This window comes from Amycolatopsis sp. NPDC043885 (assembly GCF_056435685.1).
Window position 1 is genome coordinate 111,989 of the sequence record NZ_JBWKEA010000022.1, and the last position, 19,973, is coordinate 131,961.

General features: G+C 67.5%; 17 protein-coding genes. 14 read left to right on the plus strand and 3 right to left on the minus strand.

Going from position 1 to position 19,973, the window contains the following annotated elements:
- Positions 1–996 (plus strand): amidohydrolase family protein, encoded by a 996-nt coding sequence (locus AC069I_RS39135; protein ID WP_478267620.1) that lies wholly within the window; start codon positions 1–3, stop codon positions 994–996.
- A 10-nt stretch (positions 997–1,006) separates the two neighbouring features.
- On the opposite strand, the gene AC069I_RS39140 is transcribed toward AC069I_RS39135, so the two are convergent.
- Positions 1,007–1,930: a LysR substrate-binding domain-containing protein gene (locus AC069I_RS39140; protein WP_478228205.1), complete on the minus strand. Its 924-nt coding sequence runs from the start codon at positions 1,928–1,930 to the stop codon at positions 1,007–1,009.
- A gap of 26 nt (positions 1,931–1,956) precedes the next feature.
- Here AC069I_RS39140 and AC069I_RS39145 point away from each other — a divergent pair, with 26 nt between their 5' ends.
- From AC069I_RS39145 to yicI, 5 genes are all read left to right on the plus strand, one after another.
- The gene (locus AC069I_RS39145; RefSeq protein WP_478267621.1) at positions 1,957–3,132 is read left to right on the plus strand and encodes a carboxylesterase family protein; all 1,176 of its coding nucleotides are present in this window, start codon (positions 1,957–1,959) and stop codon (positions 3,130–3,132) included.
- Positions 3,133–3,369: 237 nt separating this feature from the next.
- Positions 3,370–4,647, plus strand: coding sequence for an ABC transporter substrate-binding protein (locus AC069I_RS39150; protein ID WP_478228207.1), 1,278 nt, complete (start codon positions 3,370–3,372; stop codon positions 4,645–4,647).
- Complete coding sequence (locus AC069I_RS39155) at positions 4,644–5,528, plus strand: carbohydrate ABC transporter permease (protein WP_478267622.1); 885 nt, start codon at positions 4,644–4,646, stop codon at positions 5,526–5,528. Before AC069I_RS39150 ends, AC069I_RS39155 begins: the two co-directional genes overlap by 4 nt.
- Entirely contained in the window at positions 5,525–6,337 is an 813-nt protein-coding gene (locus tag AC069I_RS39160; RefSeq protein ID WP_199749239.1) for a carbohydrate ABC transporter permease, read from the plus strand. The genes AC069I_RS39155 and AC069I_RS39160 overlap by 4 nt, the downstream gene beginning before the upstream one ends.
- A complete protein-coding gene (gene yicI / locus AC069I_RS39165) occupies positions 6,334–8,586 on the plus strand; it encodes an alpha-xylosidase (protein ID WP_478267623.1) in 2,253 nt (750 codons plus the stop codon). The genes AC069I_RS39160 and yicI overlap by 4 nt, the downstream gene beginning before the upstream one ends.
- A gap of 260 nt (positions 8,587–8,846) precedes the next feature.
- Here yicI and AC069I_RS39170 read toward each other — a convergent pair whose 3' ends face one another.
- Positions 8,847–9,854, minus strand: coding sequence for a LacI family DNA-binding transcriptional regulator (locus tag AC069I_RS39170; RefSeq protein WP_478267624.1), 1,008 nt, complete (start codon positions 9,852–9,854; stop codon positions 8,847–8,849).
- Between the two features lie 38 nt (positions 9,855–9,892).
- A complete protein-coding gene (locus tag AC069I_RS39175; protein WP_478267625.1) occupies positions 9,893–12,103 on the minus strand; it encodes a glycoside hydrolase family 3 C-terminal domain-containing protein in 2,211 nt (736 codons plus the stop codon).
- A gap of 249 nt (positions 12,104–12,352) precedes the next feature.
- On the opposite strand from AC069I_RS39175, the gene AC069I_RS39180 reads away from it, so the two are divergent.
- The 8 genes from AC069I_RS39180 to AC069I_RS39215 all read left to right on the plus strand — a co-directional run bounded on the left by AC069I_RS39180 (position 12,353) and on the right by AC069I_RS39215 (position 19,956).
- Positions 12,353–15,340: a glycoside hydrolase family 3 protein gene (locus tag AC069I_RS39180; protein WP_478267626.1), complete on the plus strand. Its 2,988-nt coding sequence runs from the start codon at positions 12,353–12,355 to the stop codon at positions 15,338–15,340.
- 38 nt (positions 15,341–15,378) lie between these two features.
- Positions 15,379–16,074 (plus strand): glycoside hydrolase family 12 protein, encoded by a 696-nt coding sequence (locus AC069I_RS39185; protein WP_478267627.1) that lies wholly within the window; start codon positions 15,379–15,381, stop codon positions 16,072–16,074.
- Between the two features lie 159 nt (positions 16,075–16,233).
- Positions 16,234–17,961, plus strand: a complete 1,728-nt coding sequence (locus tag AC069I_RS39190) for a cation:proton antiporter (protein ID WP_478267628.1) — start codon at positions 16,234–16,236, stop codon at positions 17,959–17,961.
- Positions 17,962–18,110: 149 nt separating this feature from the next.
- Positions 18,111–18,389 (plus strand): YbaB/EbfC family nucleoid-associated protein, encoded by a 279-nt coding sequence (locus tag AC069I_RS39195; protein WP_478228216.1) that lies wholly within the window; start codon positions 18,111–18,113, stop codon positions 18,387–18,389.
- Positions 18,386–18,685 carry a hypothetical protein gene (locus AC069I_RS39200; protein WP_478267629.1) on the plus strand — a complete coding sequence of 100 codons (300 nt, stop codon included), beginning with the start codon at positions 18,386–18,388 and terminating at the stop codon, positions 18,683–18,685. The genes AC069I_RS39195 and AC069I_RS39200 overlap by 4 nt, the downstream gene beginning before the upstream one ends.
- A gap of 20 nt (positions 18,686–18,705) precedes the next feature.
- Entirely contained in the window at positions 18,706–19,062 is a 357-nt protein-coding gene (locus AC069I_RS39205; protein ID WP_478228218.1) for a hypothetical protein, read from the plus strand.
- A gap of 40 nt (positions 19,063–19,102) precedes the next feature.
- Positions 19,103–19,780 carry a hypothetical protein gene (locus tag AC069I_RS39210; RefSeq protein ID WP_478228219.1) on the plus strand — a complete coding sequence of 226 codons (678 nt, stop codon included), beginning with the start codon at positions 19,103–19,105 and terminating at the stop codon, positions 19,778–19,780.
- Positions 19,777–19,956: a hypothetical protein gene (locus AC069I_RS39215; RefSeq protein ID WP_478228220.1), complete on the plus strand. Its 180-nt coding sequence runs from the start codon at positions 19,777–19,779 to the stop codon at positions 19,954–19,956. The genes AC069I_RS39210 and AC069I_RS39215 overlap by 4 nt, the downstream gene beginning before the upstream one ends.
- Positions 19,957–19,973: the final 17 nt, after the last annotated feature.

Below are 19,973 nucleotides of genomic sequence, written 5' to 3' on the forward strand. Positions count from 1 at the left end.
ATGGCCGGCCTGATCGACATCCATACGCATTACGTGCCGAACGGCTGGCCGGATCTGCGCGCGGACGCCGGACCGGACGCGCCGTGGCTGCGCGCGGAGACCGAGTCCGAGGCGATGATCATGATGGGGGACAAGGAGTTCCGTCGGATCGCCGCGGACTGCTGGAACGCGGAGACCCGGCTGCTGGACATGGACGCCGATGGCGTGCGCTCCCAGGTGGTCTCCCCGACGCCCGCGTTCTTCAACTACGGCCGGACTGGTGAGCAGGCGGGCCGGATCGCCCGGATCTTCAACGATCTGGCGCTGGAGATCGTCGCACCGGCGCCGGACCGGCTGATCCCGTTCTGCCAGGTTCCGTTGCAGGATCCCGACGCCGCGTGCCGCGAATTGGAACGCTGCCTGGCAGCGGGGCATCGCGGGGTGGAGATCGGCAACCACGTCGGCGATCAGGATCTGGACAGCGCCGGGGTGGAGACCTTCCTGCAGCACTGCGCGTCGCTCGGGGTTCCGGTGTTCGTGCACCCGTGGGACATGACCGATTCGCCCCGGCTGGATCGGTGGATGGCCCGGTGGCTGACCGCGATGCCCGCCGAAACGCACCTGTCGATCCTGGCGCTGGTGCTCGGCGGGGTCTTCGACCGGATCGACGCGAGCTTGCAGATCTGTTTCGCCCACGGCGGCGGGTCGTTCGCGTTCTGGCTCGGCCGGATGGAGAACGCCTGGCATCGGCGGAACGACGTGATCGGCACTTCGGAGTTCCCGCCGTCGCACTACCTCGATCGGTTCCACGTCGACTCGGTGGTCTTCGACGAGCGGGCGCTGCGGCTGCTCGTGGACACGCTCGGCGCCGAGCGGGTGATGGTCGGCAGCGACTACCCGTACCCGCTCGGCGAACGTCCGGTCGGCGAGGTGGTGCGCAAGAGCGGCTTCTTGAGCGAGACCGAGCGTCAGCTGATCACCAGCGGGAACGCCGAACGCTTCCTGTCCCTGTCGTGATCGGACAGTCCTAATGCGACATGGCGGTGGCGACGTCGGTCAGGCTGCGGATCAGCGCGTCCACCGACGGGCTGAGCGTGCGCTGGGCGGGCAGGGTGAGTCCGACGCTGTGCCCGATGGGTTCCAGCGCCAGTGCGACCCTGGTGATCCTCGGATCGTCCTTGGTGATCAGGCTGGGCAGGGCGGCGATCACGTCGGTCTCCAGCAGCAGCTGCCGCACGGTGAGGAACGAGGTGGTCTCCACCCGGTTCGCGGGCAGCGGGAAGCCGTTGCGGGTGAACAGCTGCTCCAGCTCGCGGCGCAGCGCGGTCTCCGCTCCGGGGAGGATCCACGGGTACTCGGCGAGGTCGGCCAGCTCGACGCCGGTCGCGCCGGCCAGCGGATGCGCGGTGCGGACGACCAGATCCACCGATTCGTCGTACAGCTTGCGCCGCTCGATCCGCTCGTCCGAAGGCGCTGTCAGCCTGCCGATGATCAGGTCGACCCGGCCGGCCTCCAGCTCGACCAGCAGGGCTTCGGGAGAACCTTCCCGGACCACGATGGTCAGGTACGGCCGCTCGGTCTTGATCGCCGCGATCGCGCGCGGCAGCAGCATGTTCGATCCCGCGAGATGGGTGCCGACCACCACCGTGCCGCGTTCGGCGTCGGCCAGCTCGGCGACGTGCCGCCCGGCCTGCTCGAGCTGGGCGAGCACCGCGCGGGCATGCCCGGTGAACGCCTCGCCGAACACGGTCGGGGTGATACCGCGCGGGCCGCGTTCGAACAACCGCACGTCGAGGATCTCTTCGAGTTCGTGCAGACTTCGGGTCGCCACCGGCTGCGTCACGTGCAACTCGGCGGCGGCCCCGACCACGGTGCCCTGCCTGGCCAGCGCGTCGAGCAGGACGAGGTGGCGGAACTTCAGTCGGCCGTCCAGCAGGCGAGGCAAGATCACCAGCCGATCCTACCCGCGAGGTGCGTATGACCACGATTGTCCGAACAGGACCGATTCGCTATGCCACAGCGGCGCGGTTCGCGCTGCCGGTCGCCGTTTCGGAGCAGACGCCGTCCAGCGGTGAGCTCAGTCCGCAACCGCCGTCCCGGCTGGACCGCGTGATGGGCCCGCCGCGCGATCGCCTGCCTCAGGGTGAGGACTGTCTCAACCTGATGATCAGCACCCCCGGCGTGGATGACGGACGCAGGCCGGTGCTGGTGTGGCTGCACGGTGGGGGATTCTCCAGCGGTGGTGGGTTGCTGGACTGGTACGACGGCGGCGCGCTGGCGGCCGAAGGTGACCTGGTGGTGGTCGGCGTCAACTACCGGCTCGGCGCGCTCGGCTACCTGTACCTGGACGGCGTCAGCCCCGGCAACCTCGGGCTGGCCGACCAGCTGGAGGCGCTGCGCTGGGTGCGGACCAACATCGCGGCCTACGGCGGGGACCCGGACAACGTGACGGTCGCCGGGCAGTCCGCGGGCGGCATCTCCATCCGGCTGCTGATGGATCTGCCCGAGGCACGCGGCCTGTTCCGGCGGGCGATCCTGCAGAGCGCGCCGCTCGGCCTCGGCGCCCGCCGGCCCGAGCAGGCGGAGAAACTCGGCCAGGTGTTCGCCGACGCGCTCGGCACCGACCCGCGCACCGCCGGGATCTCGGAAATCCTTGCCGCGCAGAAGGAAACCGCGCTGACCAACCTGCGGCTCACCGGCGACCCGATGGAGCCCGCGTTCATTCCGGTGGACACGCTGGACAAGGCGTCCTTCGCGGACAACGTGCGCGACCTCGGCGTGCTGTACGGCTGGAACGCCGACGACATGACCGCGTTCCCCGGCGCCGCCGGCACCGACGAGATCTACGTCGAACCACTGGCCGCTTTCGGCGACCGTCTGCGCTCAGCCGGAGCGGACGTCTTCTCGTATCGCCTGGACTGGCGCCCCGAGGGATCCGAGTTCGGCGCCACCCACTGCCTGGAACTGCCGCTGCTGCTCGGTACCCAGCGGGCCTGGGAGGACAGCCCGATGCTCGGCGAGGTCCCGTGGTCCGAGGTCGACGCCTTCGGCGCTGCCCTCCGTGCCGTCTGGGCGACCTTCGCCCGCACCGGCGCCCTCGACCCCACGCCGGTGGCGGGCCACCCCATCCGGTTCGGCGCGCAACTCGCGTGATCGAAGCCGTAACTCGCGTGATTGAAGGCGTAACTCACGCATCGTGAGGCCCTCACATGCCTGGTGAAAAGGGCCTGACAGTAGAGGTGGGAGCGCGCCCGGTCAAGACGTTGTGCTGACCGGCCGCGCGGTCCTATCGTGTCGATCGAAGCGCTTCGACAGTTCGGATCACCGCGGATTCCGAGGGAGGCCACGATGGCCGGCGAGCATCACCGACTTCTCTGGAGGGAACCTCTGATGTCGAAGCGAGTACTGGCCGCCGCGATGGTCGCCATGCTGGCCATCGCGGGCTGCGGGTCCGGATCCGGCAGTGGCGACCCGAAGACCCTGAAGCTGTGGCACTACGAGCCCCCGGACAGCGCGATGGGCGTGGCCTGGGCTGAGGCGATCAAGCAGTTCGAAGCGAGCCATCCCGGCGTCAAGGTCGCCTTCGAGGAGAAGGGCTTCGAACAGATCCAGAAGACGGCACCGATGGTGCTCAATTCGGGCGACGCGCCGGACCTCCTGGAATACAACAAGGGGAACGCCACCGCGGGACTGCTGTCCAAACAGGGACTGCTGACCGACATCAGCGAAGAGGTCGCCAAACGCGGCTGGGACAAGCAGCTCACCCCGGCGCTCCAGACCACCGCCCGTTACGACGAGAACGGCGTGATGGGATCCGGCAACTGGTACGGCGTCCCGAACTACGCCGAGTACGTGAAGATCTTCTACAACAAGGACATGTTCGCGCAGCAGGGCCTCGAAGAGCCGACGACCATCGAGCAGCTGACCACGGCCATGGCCAAGTTCACCGGTGCCGGGATCACCCCGCTGGCCGTCGGCGGCTCGGAGTACCCGGCGCACCAGGTCCTGTACCAGCTCGCCCTCACCAAAGCCGATCGCGGCTGGGTGGACCGCTACCAGCGCTACACCGGCAAGGTCGACTTCCACGACGCCGCGTGGACCTACGGCGCGACGACCTTCGCCGACTGGGTGAAGAAGGGCTACATCAGCAAGGATTCCGCCGGGGTCGACGCCGAGGGCATGGGCATGTCGTTCATGCAGGGCAAGTACCCGATCATGATCAGCGGCAGCTGGTGGTACGGCAGGCTGGTGCAGAGCATCAAGGACTTCCAGTGGGGTTCGGTCCCGTGGCCGGGGATGACCTCGGGTTCCGCGGGCAATATGTGGGTCATCCCCAAGGGGGCGAAGAACCGCGACCTCGCGCTCGACTTCATCGCGATCACGATGTCCCAGCCCATCCAGGACAAGCTGCGTGAGGCAGGCGGTGTCCCGGTGGTGAACGGCCCCACGCCACCGGCCGAGCCGCGCCTGAAGGATCTGGTCGAGGACTTCACCGCTCTGTCCACACAGGACAAGCTGGCGTTCTATCCCGACTGGCCCGCTCCCGGGTACTACGACGTCCATGTCTCGGCGACGCAGAAGCTCATCACCTCGAGCGCTCAGCCGTCGCAGGTGCTCGACGAGCTCGCCAAGCCCTACGAAGAGAATCTGGCGAACGTCGGCAAATGACCAGGGGACGGGGAAACTACCTGCTCTTCCTGATCCCCGGCGCGCTGCTGCTGATCGCGGTGATCCTGGTGCCGTTCGCGATGAACATCGGCATCAGCTTCACCCAGTGGTCCGGTGCAGGCGATCCGAAGTGGACAGGGCTGGAGAACTATCGGCGGTTGTTCGCGGACGACGTCTTCTGGGCGTCGTTCCGCCACAACCTCGGGCTCGTGGTGGCGATGGCCATCGTGCCGACGGTGGCAGGGCTGGTGATCGCGGCCGCGTTGTTCGATTTCGTGGCCAAGCGGTTCGGGACGCGGGCGGCCAGCGTGCTGCGGGCCTGTGTCTACCTGCCGCAGGTGCTGCCGATCGCGGTCGCCGGCATCGTGTGGAGCTGGATACTGGCCCCCGAGGGCGCGGTGAACGAACTCCTCTCCGCCGTCGGGCTCGGCTCGCTCGCCCAGAACTGGCTGGGCGATCCGGATGTCGCGCTGTGGAGCGTGATGGGCGTGATGGTGTGGATCCAGGTCGGCTATCCGGTGGTGATCTTCATGGCCGGGATGCAGCGAGCGGATCCTTCGCTGCACGAGGCGGCGGAACTGGACGGCGCGTCGTGGTGGGGCCGGTTCTGGCATGTGACCGTGCCGCAGTTGCGGCCCGAGGTCTTCGTGGTCCTGCTGACCTGCACCATCGCCGCGCTGAAGGTGTTCGGGCCGATCTACGTGCTGACCAGGGGAGGCCCCGGAGGGTCCACCAACGTGCCGTCGTACTACTCGTTCCAGAACTTCTTCGAGAAGACGCAGGTCGGCTACGGCGCGGCGATCGCGACCGTGCTCACCGTGCTGATCCTCGTGCTCACCACGGTGTTCCTCCGGATCCAGAGGCGGGGTGAGCACGCGTGAAACGGCACGTGACGCTCTGGTCGTTGATCGTTCTCGCGGTCGTGATGCTGGCGCCGTTCCTGGTCGTGGCGCTGAACGCGCTGAAGTCTCCGGCCGAATACGCGGCCGACGGCCCGCTGTCCTTTCCGGACGGCGTGTACCTGCAGGGGCTGATCGACTTCTGGGTCCGGGTCGGGTTCGGGCAGAAACTGCTCAACAGCGTCGTGATCAGCGGGTCGGTCGCGGTGCTCGCGGTGGTGATCTCGGTGCTGAACGCCTACGCGCTGGGCATCGGCCGGGTCCGCGGCCGGACGTGGATCCTGGTCGCCTTCCTCATCGCGAACACGCTGCCGCAGGAAGCACTGGCGTACCCGCTATACTTCCTCGCCAACGAGACCGGTCTCTACGACACGCAGCTCGGCGTGATCATCATCTTCACGATCATCCAGGCCGCGTTCGGCACCTATCTGCTGTCCTCGACGTTCGTCGGATTCCCGCACGAACTGCTCGAGGCCGCCTATCTCGACGGCGCGAACAAATGGCAGACCCTGGTGCGGATCGTGGTGCCGATCAGCAGGCCGACGCTGGGTGTGCTGTTCGTGTTCTTCTTCATCTGGACGTGGAACGAGTTCTTCCTGCCGCTGATCCTGCTGATCTCCAACGACACTCAGACCGTCCCGGTCGCACTGGGTGTGCTGCAGGGCCAGCGGATGATGGACGCGACCATGACCAGTGCCTCGGCGTTGCTCGGGGTCATCCCGGCGATCGCCTTCTTCCTGATCTTCCAGCGGACGTTGACACGTGGCATCACGGCAGGGGCGGTCAAATGAAGTTCAGCAACGGATACTGGCTGTTGCGTGACGGGGTACAGGCGGCGCATCCGGTGGAGGTGTACGACCTCACCGCGGGGGACGGCCGGATCGTGGTGCACGCGCCGACCCATCGCATCCGCCACCGTGGGGACCTGTTGAAGGGACCGGTGGCGACGGTCGGGTTCTCCTCGCCGATGCCGGACGTGATCGGGGTGAGCGTCACGCATTTCGAGGGCGGGCTGCCGCGAGAGCCCCACTTCGAGCTGTCGGCCGTCGACGACGAGGCGAAAGTCTCCGAGGACGGGCACACGCTCACCGCGGGCGCGTTGTCGGTCCGGCTCCACCGCGGCGAAGGATGGAAGGTCGATTTCGTCGCGGACGACAAGGTACTCACCACCAGCGGGGCCAAGGGCATGGGCTTCATGAGCCTCGACGGCGAGCACCATGTCCGCGACCAGCTGGACCTCTCGGTAGGAGCCCAGGTCTACGGGCTCGGCGAGCGATTCGGGCCACTGGTGCGCAACGGGCAGGTCGTCGACATCTGGAACGCCGACGCCGGCACGAGCAGCGAACAGGCCTACAAGAACGTCCCGTTCTACCTGACCAACGCCGGCTATGGCGTGTTCGTCGACCATCCGGGGCGCGTGTCCTTCGAGGTCGCCTCGGAAGCGGTGTCGCGGGTGCAGTTCAGCGTCGTGGGCCAGTCGCTGGAGTACTTCGTCATCTACGGCCCGAGCCCGAAGGAGATCCTGCGCAAGTACACGGCGCTGACCGGCAGACCGGAGCTCCCGCCCGCGTGGTCCTTCGGGCTGTGGCTGTCGACGTCGTTCACCACGTCCTACGACGAGGAGACCGTCTCGGGATTCGTCGACGGCATGATCGAACGCGACCTGCCGCTGAGCGTGTTCCATTTCGACTGCTTCTGGATGCGCGAGTTCAACTGGTGTGACTTCGAATGGGATCCGCGGACGTTCCCGGACCCTGTCGGCATGCTGGCGCGACTGAAAGCGCGTGACCTGCGCATTTCCGTGTGGATCAACCCCTATGTGGCGCAACGGTCACCGTTGTTCGCCGAGGGCGTCGCGGGCGGGTACCTGCTGCGGAAATCGAACGGCGACGTGTGGCAGTGGGATCTCTGGCAGCCGGGGATGGCGCTGGTCGATTTCACCAACCCCGCCGCGCGTGAGTGGTACGCGTCCAAACTGGACGCTCTGCTCGAACAAGGCGTGGACTGTTTCAAGACCGACTTCGGCGAGCGGGTGCCGACGGACGTCGTCTACTTCGACGGATCCGATCCCGAGCGGATGCACAACTACTACACCTATCTCTACAACCAGACGGTCTTCGACGTGCTCCGCAAACGGCGTGGGGAGGGCGAAGCCGTGGTGTTCGCGCGTTCGGCGACCGCGGGGTCTCAGCAGTTCCCGGTGCATTGGGGCGGCGACTGCGAGTCGACGTACGAGTCGATGGCAGAGAGCCTGCGTGGCGGCCTTTCCCTCGGTCTGTCCGGTTTCGGGTACTGGAGCCACGACATCGGCGGCTTCGAAGGCACCCCGGATCCGGCACTGTTCAAACGCTGGATCGCGTTCGGGATGTTGTCCTCGCACAGCAGGTTGCACGGCAGTTCGTCCTACCGGGTGCCGTGGCTGTTCGATGAGGAGGCCGTTGACGTCCTGCGGGTGTTCTCCAAGCTCAAGGCGCGGCTGATGCCGTACCTGTGGCAAGCGGCGGCACAGGCGGCGGCCGAGGGTACGCCGATGATGCGGGCGATGGCGCTGGAGTTCCCGGCCGATCCGGCGTGCGCCCATCTGGAGCGGCAGTACATGCTCGGCGACTCGCTCCTGGTGGCACCGGTGTTTTCGGACGAGGGCGAAGTGACCTACTACGTCCCGGACGGTGTGTGGACCGACTTCTTCACCGGCGACGAGATCCAGGGGCCGCGGTGGGTGACGACCGTCTGTGACATGCTCACCGTCCCGCTGCTCGTGCGTCCCAACACCGTTCTGCCGCTGGGTGCCGTAGACGACCGGCCGGACTACGACTACGCCGACGGCGTCACGCTGCGGCCGTACCGGCTGGAGGACGGCGCCGGGATCACCACCACCGTCGGCGGCTCGACGTTCCGCACGCGCCGGGAGGGCGACAGCGTCCACGTCGACGTCGACGCCGCGCCCGATGGCTGGCAGGTGGCCTTTCCCGGGGGTGACGAGACGATCGTGGCGACGGGAAGCGCGCTGACGATTCGTGGCGCTGGGGCACCGAACTGAGTGTCGCGAAGCGGAGCCAAGGGCTCCGTGGATTCCGGGCGGAGTTGGTCCCAGGCCCTGTCCGTGAAGGCCTCCTTGCCTACCTTGAGGGTAGGGAAGGAGGCCTTCACGGACTCCATAATCGCCACGTTCGCCCCAGGTGCACCAGCAGTCGCAACGGGGGCGCCGAGGAAACTCGACCTTCACACCGTGCCCGAGTACATGAAGGGGGCCTTCATGTATTCAGGCGGGCAAGAACACTGGTACCGAGCCGGTCGGGCCTAGGAAGGCGCCGGGCCGGTGCTGCCCCGTTCGGTCAGGCGAGGTGACAGCAGCCGGACCTCGGCCTGGCCTCCGTCATCGAGACGGCGCATCGCCATTTCGACGGCGAGGCTGCCGAGTTCGGCGGCCGGGATGGCGATCGACGTCAGCTGTACCGACTGCGCCTCGGCCATGTCCTCCGGGCAGACGGCCAGTACCGAGATGTCCTGGGGCACCTGCTTGCCGCGACGGTTCAGTTCGGACAGCAACGGGCCGAGGATGGCCTCGTTGTGCACGACCAGCCCGGTGACGCCGGGGTGCTTGGAGAACACGTCGTCGAGGCAGGCACGCAGCGCGTCGTAGGAAGGGGCGCACGGGAACGAACCGGCGCGCACCTTGCGTTTCGTGGCCGTCTGGCGGAAGCCGCGCAGGAAGCGTCCCGCGTAGCTCGTGCCGCGTTTGTAGACCGCGGGGGATGGGCCGATCAGCGCGACCTCGCGATGGCCGAGGTCGGCCAGATGCGTGACGCTCGCGGCGCCGGCGGCGGTGAAGTCGAGATCGACGCAGGTGAGGTCGCCGGGGTCGGCGGGAACTCCGATCAGCACCACCGGCCGGTGCAAGGATCTCAGCACCGGAAGACGCGGCTCGGAGGTTTCGACGTCCATCACGATCAGCGCGTCCGCGATGGCGGACGCCGCGATCCGGCGCAGGCCGTCCGGGCCTTCGTTCTTGGTCAGCAGGAGCACGTCGTGGTCGTAGGTGCGTGCCTCGGTGACGGTGGCCGCGACGAACTGCATGACCACCGGGACGTTCAGGTCCGTCCGCAGCGGGACGACGAGCGCGAGCACGTTGGTGCGGCTGCTGGCCAGCGCGCGGGCGCCCGCGTTCGGGTGGTAACCGAGTTCGCTGATGCTGTGCTGGACGCGGCGGCGGGTGTCCTCCGAGATCGAACGCCGTCCGGACAGCACGTAGGACACGGTGCTCGGGGAGACCCCGGCCGCCCGGGCGACGTCTGCGATGGTGACCATCAGCCGATGATAGTGCGCGTCGAATCGATTCGACGGATTCAGGATCGAGAGGGTCGCGCACCGCCCTTGCTCAGTTCGATCAACCGCGGCAACGCGTCAGTGGGCAGCGAGACACCCCGGTAGGCCATGAGTTTGGTGAACTGGCGCATCGGCATCGAAGCGACCATGCGCATCCAGTCCGCGCTGCTCTCAGCCCGATTGCTCTGGCCGGCGAGCAACTCGCCAAGCTCCGGACCCACGATCGGGTGACCGAACCACTCTTCGACCGTAGAGTCGATCGACAGGACCGGGATGATGATGACGTCGCCGGCCAGCGTGACGAGCGCTTCGGCGACGATATGCGCGGCGCTCCGGCCGATCTGGACGGTGTAGTCGCCCGGCGAGACCACCCAGCGGCTCAGTTCGACCTCGTACCAGGCGAAAGCGCGGCGATCGAGGGTGAGCTCGACGCGGCGGGTCTCGCCCGGTTCGAGCGAGATCTTGGCGAACGCGCGGAGCTCCCGCGCCGGGGTGCGAACGGGAGCGGCGTCGGTGGCGACGTAGACCTGGACGACGTGTTTACCGGCGCGGGTTCCGGTGTTGGTAACGGTCACCGCGACGGTGGCGGAGTCGTCGCCCGTCGCCGTGACCGTCAGGCCGGCGGTCTCGAAGGTGGTGTAGGACAGGCCGTGGCCGAAGGGGTACCGGACCGCGACCTCGGCGGTCTCGTAGTAGCGATAGCCGACCATGACTCCCTCGCCGTACCGGACGTGGCCCGACTCGCCGGGGAAGTTGAGATAGCTGGGGTTGTCCTGCAAACGCAACGGAATGCTCTCGGCGAGATGACCTGACGGGTTGGTGACGCCGTAGAGCAGGTCGGCGAGCGCGCTGCCGCCTGCCTGGCCGAGCAGCCAGCCGTCGAGAATGGAGTCGACGTCGTCGTGCCAACCCTCCAGTGACACCACGCCGCCGTGGGAGAGGACGACCACGGTGCGCGTGCTCGCTGCCGCGACCGCCTTGATGAGCTCGACCTGTGCCGCGGGAAGGCCGATGGTGTCCCGGTCGAACCCCTCGGATTCGTCCCTTTCGCTCAGACCCGCGAAGACCACCGCGACGTCGGCCTCACGGGCGACCTCGACGGCGTTGTCGGCCAGGCCGCTCGCGTAGGTCACGGATTCTCCGAGCTCCCGGATCGCGTCGAGCGCGGTATCGACCCGGGTGGGATTGACGTGGGAGCTGCCGCCGCCTTGGAAGCGGGGGTTCGCGGCGAACTCGCCGATGACCGCCACCGCGGATCGCGTGGTCAGGGGCAACGTGTCCCGGTCGTTCTTCAGCAGGACAGCGCAGCCGGCGGCGACTTCTTTCGCCACCCGGTGCTGCGCGTCGGGGTCCACGTCGCCACTCGGCGGCAACGACCTGCCGGCGAGGGCGAGAACGCGGCGGACACTCCGGTCGACGACGGCTTCGTCCAGCTCCCCGCGCCGGACCGCCGCCACGATCTCGGCGTCGCCGCTGCCGCCGGTGCCCGGCATCTCGAGGTCGAGCCCCGCCGCGAGTGCGGCGACCCGGTCGTTCACCGCACCCCAGTCCGAGACGACCAGACCGTCGAAACCCCATTCGTCGCGCAGGACGTCGCTGAGCAGACGGCGGTTCTGGGAGGCGTAGACGCCGTTGACCCGGTTGTACGAGCACATCACCGTCGCCGGGTGCGCTTCGGTCACGACGCGTTCGAACGCCGGGAAGTAGATCTCGCGCAGGGTCCGTTCGTCGACCTCCACGCTGACCCGCATCCGGTCGGTCTCCTGGTTGTTGGCCGCGAAATGCTTCACCGAGGCTCCCGCGCCTTCGGCCTGCATGGCCCGCACGTAGGCGACGGCGAGCGCCCCGCTCAGCAACGGGTCCTCCGAGTAGTACTCGAAATTGCGGCCGCACAACGGGGACCGCTTGATGTTCACACCGGGGCCGAGCACCACCGAGACCCCTGCCGCGCGGACTTCCCTGCCGATGGCCGCGCCGACCCGCGCGGCGACCTCGGGATCCCAGCTGGAACCCACCGCGACCGACGGCGGGAAACAGGTGGCGGACACGCTGTCGTGCACGCCGAGATTGTCGGCCTCGTCGTCCTGCCGTCGCAGGCCGTGCGGGCCGTCGGAGAGCAGGATGGACGGGATCCCCGCGACCTCGATCGCCTCGGTGTGCCAGAAGTCGCGGCCGGACAGCAGCGACGCCTTCTGCTCGAGCGAGAGGCCGGTGGGTTCGATCGAGGTCAACGGGATTCCTTCCGGCCGGCAACTGTCCACTGTGTTCGAGAGTGCCAGACGGACACACCGCTGGCACGACGCGGCCGAGAGCATTGTCTCGTCGTGTCCTGTCCGCTAACATCGCCGTAACGCGACTGTCGAATCGTTTCGACAGTCGGATCTCCTGCTCGATCGCCACCCGATCACGACCGCTCGAAACTCGCCGAATATCGCCGCCCGTTTCGTCGAAGCGCTTCGATTACTCGCGATGGAGACTTCATGAGCAGAGCAGCTCTCCCCGTCCGCCTCCGCCGGATCGGCATGTTCGCCACGACGATCACCCTGGTGCTGGGCCTCGCCTCACCCGCGGTCGCGGACGAGCTGAACGCTCTTCCGTTCCGTGATCCGGGCCTCCCGTTGACCACGCGCGTGGACGATCTGGTGCGGCGGCTGACCCTGGCGGAGAAGGTGTCGTTGCTGCACCAGTTCCAGCCGGCGATCCCGCGGCTGGGCATCCCCGAATTCAAGACGGGAACCGAGGCCCTCCACGGTCTCGGCTGGACGACGGAGCGCACGAACGGCGCCGTCGTGACCGCGAGCGCCACGGTCTTCCCTCAGGCGATCGGGCTCGCTTCGACGTGGGACCCCGCGTTGATCGAACAGGTCGGGGCGGTCGTCGGTGACGAGGCGCGGGGCTACCACTCGCAGGACCCCGGGTTCTGGGGGCTCCAGCTGTGGGCGCCGGTGGTGAACCTGCTGCGTGATCCGCGATGGGGGCGCAACGAGGAGGGCTACTCGGAAGATCCTCTGCTGACCGGGGCGATCTCGACGGCGTACGGCAAGGGGATGACCGGCGACCATCCCCAGTACCTCAAGACCGCTCCGGTGCTGAAGCACTACCTGGCCAACAACAACGAGATCCGCCGCGACACCACGTCGTCCAACCTGCGCCCGCGAGTGCTGCGCGAATACGACGAGCAGGCGTTCAAACCGGCTATCGCGGCCGACGCGGCGACCGGCGTGATGGGGTCGTACAACCTCGTCAACGGACGGCCCGCGACGGTCAACCCCGACCTTGACGACGTCGTGCGGACGTGGACCGACAAGACGCTTTACAACGTCAGCGACGCGTCCGCCCCGTACAACCTGACAGGCTCCGAGAAGTACTACGGAACCAACGAGGAAGGGTTCGCGGCCACCCTCAAAGCCGGTCTGGACGGCTTCACCGTCGACAACCAGAACCCCGGCCCCACCATCAAGATCATCACGTCCGCGCTGGCCAAGGGATTGCTCGCCGAGGCCGACATCGACAAGGCGGTGAAGCACGTCCTGAGCGTCCGCTTCCGGCTCGGCGACTTCGATCCGGACGGCGGCCCGTACGCCAAGATCGGCAAGGACGTGGTCAACAGTCCGGCGCACCGGCAGCTCGCCCGCAAGGCGGCGGGCGAGGCCATGGTGCTGCTGAAGAACGACCGCGGCGCGCTGCCGCTGGACCCGAAGCGCGGAGTCGCTGTCATCGGGCCGTTGGAGAAGACCCTGTACACCGACTGGTACTCCGGCGGACTGCCGTACAAGGTGACCCCGGTGGACGGGATCCGCGCGCGGCTCGGCGGCGGGGCACAGATCACCGACACCGAGGCCGTCGACAGGATCGCCTTGCGCGACGCCGCCACCGGCAGGTACCTCAGCGGCGGCGCGGGTGAGGCGGGCGCGGTGCTCAAGACCGGCGCCACCAGTGCCGGGGCCACGGAGCAGTTCGACGCCTTCGAGTGGGGCGATAGTGTGCTGACGTTGCGCAGTGTCGCGAACGGGAAGTACGTCGAGCGGCAGAACCTCGCCGATGCCACCAGTCCGTTCCTCAACCAGGCGCCGCAGCCGCGGGACTGGTTCGTCCACCAGCAGTTCAAACTGGAGGACGCGGGTGACGGCACGGTCGTGATCAGGTACGCCGGTTACGAGCTTCCGAACGACTGGGACGGGCCGAACAGCTATCTCACCGTAGCCGCCGACGGCACACTGACCCTGGGCTCGCCGAACGCGGCGGGAGCGACCAAGTTCCGCAAGGAGCAGATCACCTCGGGGATCGACAGCGCGGTGAAGGCGGCACGATCGGCCGAAACGGCGGTCGTGGTCGTGGGCAGCATGCCGTTCATCAACGGCCGGGAAGACCACGACCGCACCACGACGGCGCTGGCCCAGAGCCAGAGCGAACTGATCAAGGCCGTGCGCAAGGCGAATCCGAACACCGTCGTGGTTGTCGAGAACAGCTATCCCACGACCTTGAACTGGGAGCAGGAGAACATCCCGGCGATCGTGTGGACCTCGCACGCCGGCCAGGAGACCGGCAACGCGCTCGCCGACGTGCTGTACGGCGACGTGAACCCGGCCGGCCGTCTCACCCAGACCTGGTACCGCTCGGACGCCGAGCTCCCGGACATCCTCGACTACGACATCATGAAACGCGGCAGCACCTACCAGTACTTCACCGGTGATCCGCTCTACGCCTTCGGCCACGGTCTGTCCTACACGAACTTCCGCTACAGCGACCTGCGCCTCGGCAAGCCGGGTCCACAAGGGACGTTCGAAGCGACGGTGAAGGTGACCAACACCGGGAAACGTGCCGGTGACGAGGTGGTGCAGCTCTACACCCATCAACTCGTGTCCCGCGACAAGCAGCCGAATCAGCGGCTCCGCGACTTCGAACGGGTGCACCTGGAACCAGGGCAGACCAAGACGGTGCGCCTGTCGGTGCCCGACCTCCGGCATTGGGACGTCACCCGGGGCAAATGGGTGCTGGAATCGTCCGTCCACGAGGTGATGGTCGGTGCGTCCGCCGCCGACATCCGGCTGCGCTCGGCGATCCCCGTTCGTGGCGAGCAGATCCCGCCGCGCGACCTGACGCGGAACACCAGGGCGATCGACTTCGACGACTACTCGGGCGTCGAACTGGTCGACGAAAGCAAGGTCCGTGGCGACGCGGTCGGAGTCGGCGCGGGAGACTGGCTGCGCTTCAGCGACGTGGACTTCCGTTCCGGGGCACGGACGTTCACCGCCAGAACGGCTCGCGCCGCACCAGGAACGTCCACTGTGGAAATCCGGCTCGGCGGCCCACGCGGCAGGCTGGCCGGCACCGCGCAGATCGCCAGTACCGGCGACAAGTACACGTACTCGACGACCACCGCGACGTTGTCCGGGCTGAACGGGCGGCACGACGTCTACCTCGTCTTCACCGCCGATTCGAGAATCAGCACGTTTTCTCTGCGGTAACGGTCCATTTGGTGAAAAGACACGGAAGGAGCCCGGCTATGCGCAGGCAAGCACGATCCTTGTCGAGCAGTGTCGTCATGGCGTTGGTCGCCACCCTGATGGTAGGAGGGACGGCGCAGGCCGCCACCTGGAGCTCTTCGGACAAGTGGGGGAGCTGGTCGAACGGCGGCTACACCGTCCGCAACAACGTCTGGGGCGGAGGCGCCGGCCCGCAGTCGATCTGGGCGAACTCCTACAGCAACTTCGGCGTCTGGGCGAACCACCCGAACACCGGCGGAGTGAAGTCGTATCCGCATTCGGCGAAGAACCTCGGCCGCCAGTTGAGCGGACTGCGGAGCCTTTCCAGCAGTTTCAACGTCTCCAGGCCGGGTGGCGGCGCCTACGCGACGGCGTACGACATCTGGGCGAACAACAACGCCTACGAGATCATGCTGTGGATGAACAAGCAGGGTGCCGTGGGAGCGATCGGTTCGAAGGAGACCACGGTGTCGGTCGGCGGCCACACCTGGGACGTCTACCGGGGGAGCAACGGCGCCAACGCGGTGTTCTCCTTCCTGCGCACCTCCAACACGAACGCGGGTTCGGTCGACGTGCTCGCCGTGCTGAACTGGATCAAGAATCGCGGCTGGTACGGCGACGTGACGGTCGGTGAAGTGCAGTTCGGCTTCGAGATCACGTCGTCCAGCGGCGGCATGAACTTCTCGTCGAACAGTTATTCCGTCTCGTCGTCCTGATCGGTAGCCACCTTCACACCACGCCCGACCCCGCCTGGATCAGATCCGCACCGGCGGAGATGCCCGACCGTACCGCTCCGACTTGCGGGCCCGGTGCCGTCGTGTCACCAATGGACATGTTCCGAGTGGCGCGAACGGCGAGAGGACACGTACAGCCCTGTGAACCTGACTCTCGTCGCCGTGCTCGGCGTCGTCCTCATCGTGGTGGTGGCCGCGTTCTCCGAACGGCTGAACCTGGCTGCTCCGCTGAGCCTCGTGGTGGCCGGGATCGGGCTGAGCTTTCTGCCGGGCGTCCCACATCCGGAGGTCGAACCCGAGCTGATCCTCGCCGGGGTGCTCCCTCCGCTGCTGTATTCGGCGGCGGTGAACATGCCGATGGTCGACTTCCGGCGGAACATCCGGCCGATCACCGGCCTCGCGGTCCTTCTCGTGGTGGGGACGACACTGGGCGCCGGCTGGCTGTTCCACTGGCTGGTGCCGGGGATCGGGTGGCCCGCCGCGTTCGCGCTCGGCGCGGTCATCAGCCCCACCGACGCCGTCGCGGCGACGTCCGTGGGGCGGCGACTCGGTCTGCCACCCCGGCTGCTGACCGTGCTCGAAGGCGAAGGGCTGGTCAACGACGCCTCAGCGCTCGTGCTGCTGCGGTCCGCCGTCGCCGCGGTCGCCGGGTCGGTGTCCGTCTGGGGCGTCGTGGGCGAGTTCGCCTTCTCGGTCGTCGTGGCGGTCGGGATCGGGATCCTGGTCGGGGTCGTCAACGTGCGGGCGCGCGCCTTGCTGGGCAACGCCGTGCTCAACACGGCCATCTCGTTCGTGGTCCCGTTCATCGCCTTCCTGCCCGCGGAAGAGGCCGGCGCCTCGGGCGTGCTCGCCGTCGTCGTCGCCGGCCTGGTGACCGGTCATCTCGCCCCGCGGCATCTGCGCGCGACGGACCGCCTCGCCGAGACCGTCAACTGGCGCACCGCGGCGTTCCTGCTGGAGAGCGGGATGTTCCTGCTCATGGGACTCAGCGTGAAGACCCTCGTCGACGAGGTGCACGAGGACGGTTCGAGCGTCTGGCGCGCGCTCGCCATCGGCCTGGCCGCGTCGGCGCTCGTCATCGTCGCGCGCGTCGTCTTCGTCGGACCGCTGGTCGCCGGCCTGTACCGCGAGCAGCGAAAAGCCGCGCGATTCAAACCGCGACTGGAAACCACGCAGGCGGTGCTGCGGGGCGACGAGTCGAATCCAGCCGTCACCGAGCGGCTGGACAAAGCGTCACCGAGACGGGTGGCGCACTTCCGGAAACGGCTCGATCGCGCCGCCGCGGACGTGGAGTTCCGGCTCACCGAGACTCTGGGCTGGCGCGGCGGTGTGGTGCTCGGCTGGGCGGGGATGCGCGGCGCCATCACCCTCGCGGCGGCGCAGACCCTTCCGCAGGACACCCCGGACCGCGCCCTGCTGGTCCTGATCGCCTACGTGGTGGCGACCACGACGCTGCTGGTACAGGGAATGACCCTCCCGGCGGTCATCCGTGCGGCGCGTGTGCCCGAGGAGGATCCGGACCGGGCGCGCCAGGAGTACGTCCGGCTCATGGCCGAGCTCGCCGACGCGGCGAAGTCCGTTTTGGACGATCCGGCCGACGGGCCCTTCAGCGAGGCGGTCCTGGACCGGGTGCGCTCGGACGTGCGCGTCCCGGGCAAAGCGACCGCGGGCCGTCCGGCGCCGGAGCAGGTCGAGAGCGTGCAGCAATATCTGCGGTTGCGCTTGCGTGTCCTCACCGAACAGTCCGAACGCCTCCAGCGAGCCCGGTCGAGCGGCGGATACAGCTCGGAGACGGTGAGCCGGGCGCAAACAGCCCTCGACGTGGAGATGGCCCGCCTCGAGCAGCTGGCGGATAAACCGGCGTCGTGACCGACAAGCTGGAGCCGACAAGGCGGCGATAGTGATCTAGGACACAATGTCTCCGGCGTTTGCCCCGAACCGTCCGCATCGACAAAGTCAACGATGCTTACATGCGCGGTATGAACGGATACGACTGGGCTCCGCCCACGGATGCGGAAATGGCCGTTTGGGAGGCCAAGGCCGCGGAATTCGAACGCCTCGCCGCCGAACAGGCCGAAGAACGTTTTACCGGTCGTTCGGATAGCGGCCTCGTCGAGGCCGAAGTGGACGGCAACGGACGGCTGACGGACCTCGACGTGAGCGCCGAGGCGCTGCGTCAGGCCTACCCGCAGAACATCGGCCCGGACACCATCGAAGCCATCGTCGCAGCCCGGGCCGCGGCCGGCGCGGCAGGCCGCGAGAAGGCCGAAGGAATCCTCCCGGGGGTGCGCGCTTGAGCCGCCGGCGCAGGCTGGAGAACCTGGTCAGCGAGATCGAGGAGCGCGACGCCGCGCTCACGACAGCGCTCGCGAACGCCAGGGATCAGGCCATCGAGGTCGACATCCCCGGCGAGCTCGGCGTCGTCGAGGTCTCCGGTGCCGGCCAGCTGCAACGCATCGACATCGACCTCGAAAACCTCCCCTACACCACGGCCCAGGCGTTGAGCGAGAGCCTGCTGGAGGCGATCGTCGCCGCCGAGGAGCACGCGCAAGAACTCAGGCAGCAGGCCCTCACCGCCTCGCGCCCCCGCTGATCACCGAACGGAGAACGACTTTGGCTCGAATCGAAGGCACCGGTTACTACGTCGTACCGGACGCCCTCCGCAAGAACACCGAGGCGTGGGTCACCACCGGGGACGCCTGGCGGGAGTTCGTCGACCGCGGCAGCGACTACGCGGTCATGGCCCCCGCCGACATGGGGCTGCTCGGTATGAAGACCGGTTTCCCCACGGACTACAACGTCGCCCGCGAGACCATCCTGAAGACCGCTCGGATCGGCATCGAGCAGATCGACGAGGTCCGCGGCAACCTGGACAAGGTCGCCAAGGAGTACGAGAACCGCGACGCCGAGTACTACGAGAAGTTCGGATACATGGGTGGCGACGACGACGCTGCGGACAGCCGCTTCTAGGCCCCGGCACACACTCGAAACTTAAGGAACAGAACAGAGCATGGCGACACGCCAGAAGGCCGAGTGGCCTGAGAACGCGGCTAATAAAGTCCAGGCGAAGGCCGAAGAGCACGAGCACAAGGGTGCCCTCGACACCTTGTTCATGATCCGGGATCTCCTCTTCGGCAACGCCGATCGGATGGAAGAACTGGCCGTGTGGTGGGGCCAGGCCTGGTACATGGTCGACTCGGAGACCGCGATCGACGACTCGCGCAACAACCTCGCCGCGTACTGGCAGGGCGGCGGGTACGACTCGTACAACACCTACGCGATCAACGCCACCAAGCGCATCTCCCGCAACGAAGGTGTGTTCAACGAGATCGCCGGCACGATGGAGAGCTGCATCGACATCGTCTACGAGACCTACGGCGACGCGATCGCTTTCATCAGCGAGTGCGCCAACCAGATCGCCGAGGCTTCGGCGAACTTCCTCGAAGACCTCATCAACCCCTTCGGTGAGGCCGCGAACGTCATCCGCCTGCTCAACGGTTTCGTCCAGAACGTCAGCGATCTGGTCGAGGCCTCCGTCCGCAAAATGGGCGACCTGCGCCAGATGGGCGTGTTCCTCGCCCGGCAGGCGAACGACTTCAGTGACGTCAAGGAGATGGCCGAGGCGGCCGGGAACCCCGAGCTCTGGGGGGTCAAGCCGGTGCCGAAGGAACCCGCGGCCGCGCAGTGACGGACGAACCGACGAAGGAGCCCGACGGCGAACGCCTGCTCGAGAACCCGTGGGATCCGGAGACACTCGCCGCCAAACGCAAGAAGGCGGGCAAGCCGAAGGCCAGGATCAAGGGGGCGGGCAAGCCCGCCGAGGAGGATCCTGAGTTCCGGCTCAAGTTCGGGAAGGCCTGGTAGTGACCCCGGCGGGTCCC